Here is an 8,178-nt window from a genome sequence, read left to right on the forward strand (position 1 = left end):
CCCGGTCGGCGGCGAACGGGCGGGACGCGGCCGCCGGGTCGCCGGTGCGGGTGGACAGCGCGCCCATCCGGGCGAAGGCGGTGACCACCAGGGGGGTCAGCACCGACTCGGCGCCGCCCGCCACCACCACGTCGCAGCTGCCGCCGAGCAGCAGGTCGCGGGCTACGGCGACGGCGGTGGCCCCGGAGGCGCAGGCGGTGGCGGGGGCGAGGCTCGGGCCGCCCGCCTTCAGCGCGATGGCGACCTCGCCCGCCGCCGCGTTGGGGATCATCATCGGGACGAGCAGCGGGGAGACCGCCTCGGGTCCCGAGGCCGCCAGCCTGGCGGCGTTGTCGACGAGTACGGAGACGCCGCCGACGCCCACCCCGAGGACCACCCCGACCCGGCTGCCGTCCCACCGTGCCGGGTCGAGGCCGGCGTCGGCGACGGCCTGCCGGGCGGCCACCAGCGCCAGCTTCACGAACCGGGCCATCCGCCACACCGACCGGCCGCCCACCGCCGCGTCCAGGTCGATGCCGTCCACCGGGCAGCCGAAGTCGACCGGCAGACCGGCGAGTTCCTCGCACCGCCGGGCGGTGGAGTGCCCGGAGCACAGCCCCTCCCAGAAGCTGTGCTCGTCCGCCCCTGCGGGTGTCACCAGGCCGACCCCCGTCACCGCGATGGCGGTGCCGGTTCCGGCCTCGGTGCCCTGATCAGCGGGGAGCGACATGCTGTGTTCCTTCCGTAGAAATGGTCTGCGGGGTCCCCGGCCAGCGAAGTGCCGCCGAACCCCAGGTCAGTCCGCCCCCGAAGGCGGTGAGCAGCACCCGGTCGCCGGAGCGGAGACGGCCCCCGTCCACCGCGTCGGCCAGGGCCAGCGGGATGGAGGCGGCGCCGGTGTTGCCGACCCGCTCCAGATGGGTGACGCAGCGCTGCGGCGCGATGCCGACCCGGTCGGCGACCGCGCGCAGGATCCGGGCGTTGGCCTGGTGGGGCACGAAGCGGTCGACCTCGGCCGGGTCCCAGCCGATCCGGTCCAGGAGCGTCCGGCAGGAGCCGGTCATCCGCTCGACGGCGTGCTGGTAGACGGTGCCGCCCTGCATACGGAAGAAACCGTCGCCCGGGCCCGGCGGCTTGCCGCTCGCCCGCGCGCGGGCCCCGCCGCCGGGGACGGTGATCAGGTCGTAGCCCGTGCCGTCGCTGCCCAGGTCGAACGCGAGCAGTTCCCCGGGATCGCCCAAGTGCCCGGCCGCCACCAGGGCGGCGCCCGCCCCGTCGCCGAAGACGACGCCCGCCGAGCGGTCGGCCGGGTCGAGCCAGGTCGAGTAGACGTCGGCGCCGACCAGCAGGACCCGCTCGTAGAGGCCTGAGGCGACCAGCCCGTGACAGACGGCGAGTCCGTAGACGAAGCCGCTGCACACGGCGGCGATGTCCAGGGCCGGCACGGTGCCGAGCCCGAGCCGGGCCGCGAGCGCGGGGGCGGTGCCCGGGCAGAGGTGGTCGGGGGTGGCGGTGGCGAGGACCACCGCGTCCACCGCGCCCGCCGCCGGGGCGCGGGCCAGCAGCCGGGAGGCCGCCTGGTAGGCGAGGTCCCCGGTGGCAACGCCCGGTCCGACGCGGTGCCGGCTGCCGATTCCGGTGCGGCGGCGGACCCAGGCGTCGTCGATGCCCCAGTCCGCGGGGAGCCGTTCGTTGCCGACCGGCTCCCCCGGCACCCAGCCCGCCACGCTCTCCAGCACCGCCGTGCGCGCCCCGGCCGGTAAGACGCCCGCCCGCGTCCCCGGCTCCGTACCGCTGTCGGCCGTCCGTCTCCTCGCCACCCGTTGCCCCGATCCCGTTGTCGTACTGCATCCGGTTGACGAACGGCGGAACGTCTCACGAGGATGCGTTCGACTGAGCCGAACGGGTCATGACGTGGCGTCAGTTGTGGGCGAGTGCCTCCTGGAGCTCCTCCGTGCCGGGCGGGTTGGCCCCGGCCCGGGAGACGGTCACGGCGGCGGAGGCGACCGCGTGGCGCAGGACGTCGGCGACGGTGTCCCGGTCCACGGCGTGCAGCCGGTCACGGGCGTCCGGGCCGAGGAGTCCGTGCGCGGCGAGGGCGTGGAGGGTCCCGGACATGAACGCGTCGCCCGCGCCGACGGTGTCGGCGACGGTCACCGGCAGCGCTTCGGCGACGGCCCTGCCGCCGGGGAACAGGGCGAACGCGCCCTCCCCGGCCCGGGTGACGAGGACGAGTGCGGGACCGGCGGCGAGCCATCGCCCGGCGACCTGATCCGGCTCCTCGTCCGGGTGCAGCCACCTCAGGTCCTCGTCGCTGGCCTTCACCACGTCGCTCAGCGCGACGCAGCGCTCGACACGGGCCACGGCCCGGGCGCGTTCGCCCATCAACTCGGGCCGCACATTGGGGTCGTAGCTGACAGTGGCGCCGGCCCGCAGGGACTCCACCGCGGCCAGGACCGTCGCGGCCCCCGGGTCGACGACGGTCGCGATCGAGCCGGTGTGCACATGCCGCGGCACCCGGTCGAGCACCACTGGGCCCAAGGTCCAGCCGACCTCGAAGGTGTACGTGGCGCGCCCCTGGTCGTCCAGGGCGACTGCCGCCGACGGCGTGGGGCCGGTGGCGCCGTCGGTGCGGACCTCGACCCCGGCGGCGGCCAGCCGGTCCCGGATGAGCCGTCCGTGGCCGTCCGGTCCCAACTGGGTGAGCAGGGTGGTGTCGTGGCCGAGGCGGGCCAGGCCGTACGCCACGTTCGCGGGGCTGCCGCCCGGGTGGACCCGGTCGGCCTCGCCCGGCAGCCGGACGATGTCGGCGACGCATTCGCCGATGACCAGCGGATCAAGTCGGTCGAGCATGGGGGTGGGTCTCCTCGGGTGCCGTGTCGTGGAGCTGTCGGGCGGGGCCGGCGGTCGTCGGGACGGTCACCGGTTCCACTGTGGACGCGTTCCCCCGGAGGGGCTTGTCGTGGCTGCGCCGAGCCGGCCGGAGGACCGACGGGGGGACATCCGCAGGGGCGGCCCGGCGGACCCAGAGTAGGGCTCCGGCCAGCACGGTCGTGGCGGCCAGCAGCCAGGGCAGGGGGCCCGGCGGGAGGGCGCCTGCGGCCAGTCCGGCGCCGGCGGCGACCAGTTGCAGGGAGAGCGACTGGACGGAGAGGGCGGTGGCGCGGCCAGAGGCGTCGACCCGGCGGTGCAGCAGGTCGTTCCCGTTGGGGCCCGCGGCTCCGAGGCCGAGGTACACCAGTCCGAATCCGGTGACGGCGACCGCCGTGGCGAGGGGGCTCATCGAGTGCGCGGTGAGGCCGAGCAGGGTCAGCCCCAGCGTCACCAGCCCGAGGCTCGCGAGCACCGCGCGCTCGCTGCCACCGGTGAACCGAGCTACGAGCGCGGCGAGTTGGCTGCCGAGGGCGGAGCACAGAAATCCGGCGCAGGCGAGTCCCGCGAAGACCAGGGCCCCGGATTCGGCCGTCCCCATGAGAGCGGCGGCCCGGCCCGGGGTGAGCAGTTCGACGGCCGCGAGCGCGGCCCCGGCGGCGCTCGCGGTCAGCAGGATGCGCCGGATCAGGGCGTCCCGGGCGCCGAGCCGGAGCCCGGCGGCGATGGCTGCGGGCACTCCACCCGCGACCTCTCGTACACCGGCCCGGGGCCGGGGCGCTTCGGTCAGGGCGCTCAGCACGTAGAGCACGAAGACGATCTCGACCAGCGCGCCGAGCAGGGCGGGCACGGAGAGCGGGAGCACGAGGCCCGCGGTCGTCTCGGCCAGCCACTCCCCCGCTCCGGGGGCGAGGCTGAGCAGCCAGGGCAGCCCGCCACCGAGCAGGGTGCCGAGCGCGAGGGCGGCCGAGGTGGCGGAGCTGCCGCGCGCCAGCCCCGTACGCAGATCGGCGCCGGGTCCCGCGTGGGCGTGGACGGTGTCGACGTACCAGGCCTCGGCGGGCCCGCTGGACAGCGCGCGGGCCAGGCCCATCAGCCCCATGCCGAGAGCGATGGCCCAGCCCGCCGCGCCGAGGCCGATGAGGGTGAAGGCGGCGAGGTTGAGCAGCCCGGCGACGGCCAGGACCGGACGCCGCCCGATGACGTCGGACAGGCCGCCGATGGGCAGTTCCGTCGCGGCGGCCGTGAGGGAGTGCACGGCGTAGAAACCGGCGATGGCGGCGAGACCCATGCCCCGTTCGGTGAAGAGGAGCACCCCGGTCGCGATGGACATGCCGATGGGGAGCCAGAAGAGGAAGGAGACCGTGACGAACCGGCGGCGCGCGGTCGCCTCGTCCGGGCCGTGTGCCGGGGCGGGGGCCGCGAGGGCCGGTCCGCCGGTCATGAGGCGTCTCCGGCAGCGGCGGCGTCCGGGCCTGCGGCTCCCGTCGCATCGGGTCCGGCGGGGGCGTCCGCGTGGTCGTGATCGGCCACCGGTCCCGTACCGGCCACCGGGTCCGGGGCCAGCGGGAGTCCCGCGGTGAACAGGACGACCTGCTCGGCGCGGGGGTTCCCGGCGTCACGGGCGGTCAGCTCGTCCGACTTCGCCTGGAGCACCTCCCACAACTCGGCGAGCGACTCGGGGGTCAGTCGGGGCATCGAGTCGCTGACTCCCGACGGCTCCTGCCACTCCTGACCCAGCCGGCCGCTCTCCAGGTCCGCCTCGTGACGGTCCAGCGACCGCTGGAGGTGCTCGACCTGGCGGCGGTGCAGGACGCTGAGGATCGTGCTGCCGCCGGGGCTGCGGCGCATCGCCTCGTTGCTCCACGAGGTCATGTCGTGCACGGACTTCCAGCGCCGTTCCCGGCCGTCACGGTGGGCGGCCTCGGTGACGAACGCGTACTTGGCGAGCACCCGCAGGTGGTAGCTGGTGGAGGCCGAGGACTCCCCCGTCCTGACCGCGAGTTCACTCGCGGTGGCCGGGCCGTGCTGCCGCAGCAGCCCGAGCAGGGTGAGGCGCAGGGGGTGGGTGAGTGCCTTGAGGGCGGCCCCGTCCTGTGCCGGATCGAGTACGCGACGGCCGTCATCGTTGTCCATGACCGCAGCGTAGAACGGAACGGACACTTTCCCAAAGTATATTTGCAAAATATTCTTGGGAACTTGGGCGGTGGCGGTCAGGAGCCGGCAGGAACCTCCCCCCGCGCCCGCAGGACCTCCACCACCTCCCGGCACCAGTCCCGGTTGGCGCGCTCGAAGTCCCGCCCCCTGCGACAGGTGAGATACGGGCCGACGCGGGGGCCATGGAGCAGGAACTCCGCCTCACCCAGCCCCCCGCGCATCCTGCGCAACCGCTCCTCGAACAGCGCGGCCTTGGCCTCGGCGAACGCGTACCGTTCGGCGAGCCGCTCGATCAGCACATCGGCGTCGAGATGGTCGGCCGCCTGGACCTGGACCAGCAGATCCTCCCGGAGGAACGAGGGCTTGGCCGCGGCGGACGCGAAGCCCTCCAGCTCGGCCAGCCCCTCGTCGGTGACGCGGAACAGCCTCTTGTTGGGGCGCGCCTCCTGGACGACCTCGCGCCCCGCGACCAGCCCCTCCCTCTCCAGCCCGGCCAGCTCCGCGTAGACCTGCTGCGGCCGGGCGTGCCAGAAGTTCGCGACGCCCGCCGCGAACGCCTTCGTGACCTGATAGCCGCTCAGCTCCTCGTCGAGCAGCGCCGCCAGCACCGCGTGGCGCAACGCCATGGGACCGCCTCCTTCTCGGCCGCGTCCGGGCAGCCCCTCGCCCACCCCTGTCCGGAACACCGACCCCCATGATAGTCATGAAACTGACTAGTCACTTTCATGACCAGGAAGCGCGCCTCGGCGAGGGCGCACCTCATCAAGGAGGACACATGACCACCGCAGTGGACCACTTCCGCGCCGCCGTCGACCGTCGCGACCTCGGCGCCCTGGATGATCTGTTCACCGAGGACATCCGGCTCTACAGCCCGGTGAAGTTCACCCCGTTCGAGGGCCGGCCGGCGGTGCTGGGCCTCTTCGGCGTCCTGCTGCGCACCTTCCAGGACTTCCGTTACGTCGGCGAGCTCGCGGGTGCCTCGCAGACGAGCGCCGACGGGGCCGAGGCGCCGTCGGCGGTCCTGCTCTTCCGGGCGACGGTTGGTGGCCGGGAGATCCACGGCATCGACCTGCTGCACCTGGACGACGACGGACGGATCAAGGAGTTCACCGTGATGGTCCGTCCGCAGTCCGCCGTCCAGGCGCTGGGCGAGGCGGTGCTCGCCGGTCTGGTCGCTGACGGCCTCGCCCCCTCCCCGTAACAGCGCCCCGTAACAGCGCTCCGGATCAGCTCACCCGCGCCGCCTCCAGGCCGTCCGCGACCAGGCCCAGGAACCGGGCGTGGTCGCGGGGGCCGTAGAGGGGCTCGGGGTTCCACGGGACGACGGGCGTCGGCACACCCGCACTCCCCCGCAGCTCTTCCAGTGGGGCGGCGTGGGCGCGGATGTCGGTCAGGATCACCTCGGGGCGCAGCGCGAAGGTGTCGGAGCGGTCGAGCGTGGACCAGTTGCCCCCCGACCCCTCGGCCGGCGCCACGACCTGGACCCCCAGGCCGGTGAGCACCCGCAGTTCGGGCCACATCGCGGGGCGTGCGACATGCGCCTGGTCCGGGCCGGCCGGGGAGAGGGCGAGCACCCGGGGCGCGTCGGCGGACGTGGCGGCGACGACGGAGCGCAGCCGCTCCCGGGCGGCGTCCAGGTCCTGGTCCGCGCCCGGTCGGTCCACCGCGCCGAGCGAGCGGGCCAGTTCGGCGAACCGCTCGCCGATCTCACCGAACGTACGGGCCTGGCTGACGTCGAGGACGACCACCGGGACCCGCTCCTCCAGGGGTTTGGCCGTCTCGGGGGCCAGCCCGTAGACATGGCCGCCGCCGTAGCTGACGGCCACCACGAGGTCCGGCCCGGTGCTCAGCAGCCGCTCAACGTCCAGGGCGCCGCCCGCACCGGCGTACTCGACCTCGTCCAGCGGCAGGGTCCCGGTCTTCGCCGTGTCGGGATCCGGCCCGTCGTGGCCGGAGCCGAAGATCCCCACCGGCCGGATTCCGAGATCCCACAGGGTCGCCCCGGCCTGGACATAGGCCAGCACCCGCCCGGGCGGACGGGGCGCCGTCGACTGCTGACCCCGGTCGTCGGAGAACCGCCATTGGCTCTGTTCCGTCACGTCACACACGCCCCTCTGCCGCCGACTGCCGTTCCATTCGTGCGAGTTCGTACACGTGTACCTGCCCACCTCCTCACCGCCACACCCCTCCGGCCAGGGAACAGACGGCCGTCGACCGGGTTCGGCCACGCCGGGCGGCCCGCATCACCGGATGTTAGAAATGAGGCACCCTCAGTCATCGGGCGGCGCCCAGGGCCGGCCTCTTCCGGACGGAGTCAACTCCCCATGCGCGCGACCCTTTTGAAGGCGCCCCTGGCCGTCGGCATCGGAGCGTCGCTCTGTGCGGCCTCGGCGGACTTACCTGCCACGGCCGGGGCCGCGGCAGGTACGGCGCCGCAGTGCCCCGTGGTCGACGTGCTGGCCGTATACACGCCGAAGGCCGCGAAACAGGTGGGCGGCGAGCACCGGGTGCCCGCCTCGGCCCAGCGGATCGCGACGCGGATGAACTGGTCCCTGGTCGCGGGCGGGCTCTGCGGCATCATCCGCGTCGTCCACCCGTACACGGCGACCGGCTACGCGGGCTCGGAGGAGTTCCGCGCCGCGCACACCACCCTCAAGAACCATGCGGCGGGGCTCGGCCGGCAGGTGCACGAACAACGGGCACGGTACGGCGCCGACCTGGTCACGCTCGTCGTGGACCGGCCGCAGCGGGGCGGCGGCACGGCGGACTACACGCCGGCGCTCGGCAGTTCCACGGACGAGTACGCCTACGCGGTCGTCGACGTCGACGGGATCGACCTGGATTCGGCGACCACGAGATCGGCCACAACCTGGGCCTCGCCCATGACCGTACGACGCTGGCCGGCAACGCGGACGGCTCGATGAGCGTGAGCCGCAACCGTCCGTACAACACCGGCTGGATCACCGAGGACGGCAAGCGCTACACGATCATGGCGTACCGCTCCGCGTGCGGGAACCACTGCCGGCGGATCAGCCGGTTCTCCAGTGCGACGGAGACCTGGAACGGCCTCTGACTGGGCGACGCGGACAGCGACGGCGTGCGCGTTCTGCGCGAGACCATGCCAATCGTCGCCGGATACCGCGACCGGGGCGTGCCCGGCGGATCAGGGCC

8 protein-coding genes and 1 pseudogene are annotated in these 8,178 nt (G+C 74.1%); 2 read left to right on the forward strand and 7 right to left on the reverse strand.

Features of this window, described 5'->3' with window-relative positions:
• The 6 genes from B9S58_RS06720 to B9S58_RS06745 form a co-directional block, all read right to left on the reverse strand.
• The coding region (locus B9S58_RS06720; protein ID WP_308457894.1) for a beta-ketoacyl synthase N-terminal-like domain-containing protein at nucleotides 1-709 on the reverse strand (709 nt) is incomplete at its 3' end.
• Entirely contained in the window at nucleotides 693-1,718 is a 1,026-nt protein-coding gene (locus tag B9S58_RS06725) for a beta-ketoacyl-ACP synthase 3 (protein WP_103531212.1), read from the reverse strand. The genes B9S58_RS06725 and B9S58_RS06720, both read right to left, overlap by 17 nt.
• Before the next feature lie 181 nt (nucleotides 1,719-1,899).
• Nucleotides 1,900-2,832, reverse strand: coding sequence for a carbohydrate kinase (locus B9S58_RS06730; protein WP_103531205.1), 933 nt, complete (start codon nucleotides 2,830-2,832; stop codon nucleotides 1,900-1,902).
• The gene (locus tag B9S58_RS06735; protein WP_103531206.1) at nucleotides 2,816-4,294 is read right to left on the reverse strand and encodes an MFS transporter; all 1,479 of its coding nucleotides are present in this window, start codon (nucleotides 4,292-4,294) and stop codon (nucleotides 2,816-2,818) included. Before B9S58_RS06735 ends, B9S58_RS06730 begins: the two co-directional genes overlap by 17 nt.
• Nucleotides 4,291-4,986 (reverse strand): helix-turn-helix domain-containing protein, encoded by a 696-nt coding sequence (locus B9S58_RS06740; RefSeq protein WP_103531213.1) that lies wholly within the window; start codon nucleotides 4,984-4,986, stop codon nucleotides 4,291-4,293. The genes B9S58_RS06735 and B9S58_RS06740 overlap by 4 nt, the downstream gene beginning before the upstream one ends.
• Nucleotides 4,987-5,063: 77 nt before the next feature.
• The gene (locus B9S58_RS06745; protein ID WP_103531207.1) at nucleotides 5,064-5,633 is read right to left on the reverse strand and encodes a PadR family transcriptional regulator; all 570 of its coding nucleotides are present in this window, start codon (nucleotides 5,631-5,633) and stop codon (nucleotides 5,064-5,066) included.
• Between the two features lie 149 nt (nucleotides 5,634-5,782).
• Between B9S58_RS06745 and B9S58_RS06750 the strand changes: the two genes are divergently transcribed.
• Nucleotides 5,783-6,208 (forward strand): nuclear transport factor 2 family protein, encoded by a 426-nt coding sequence (locus tag B9S58_RS06750; RefSeq protein ID WP_103531208.1) that lies wholly within the window; start codon nucleotides 5,783-5,785, stop codon nucleotides 6,206-6,208.
• Between the two features lie 25 nt (nucleotides 6,209-6,233).
• Here the strand turns inward: B9S58_RS06750 and B9S58_RS06755 are convergent, their stop codons facing one another.
• Nucleotides 6,234-7,106, reverse strand: a complete 873-nt coding sequence (locus B9S58_RS06755; protein WP_103531209.1) for an ABC transporter substrate-binding protein — start codon at nucleotides 7,104-7,106, stop codon at nucleotides 6,234-6,236.
• A 225-nt stretch (nucleotides 7,107-7,331) separates the two neighbouring features.
• Here B9S58_RS06755 and B9S58_RS06760 point away from each other — a divergent pair.
• Nucleotides 7,332-8,178 (forward strand): annotated as a pseudogene (locus tag B9S58_RS06760) (M12 family metallo-peptidase); the annotation flags it as partial.

The sequence above is a fragment of the Streptomyces sp. SM11 genome, assembly GCF_002910905.1.
Taxonomy (GTDB): domain Bacteria; phylum Actinomycetota; class Actinomycetes; order Streptomycetales; family Streptomycetaceae; genus Streptomyces.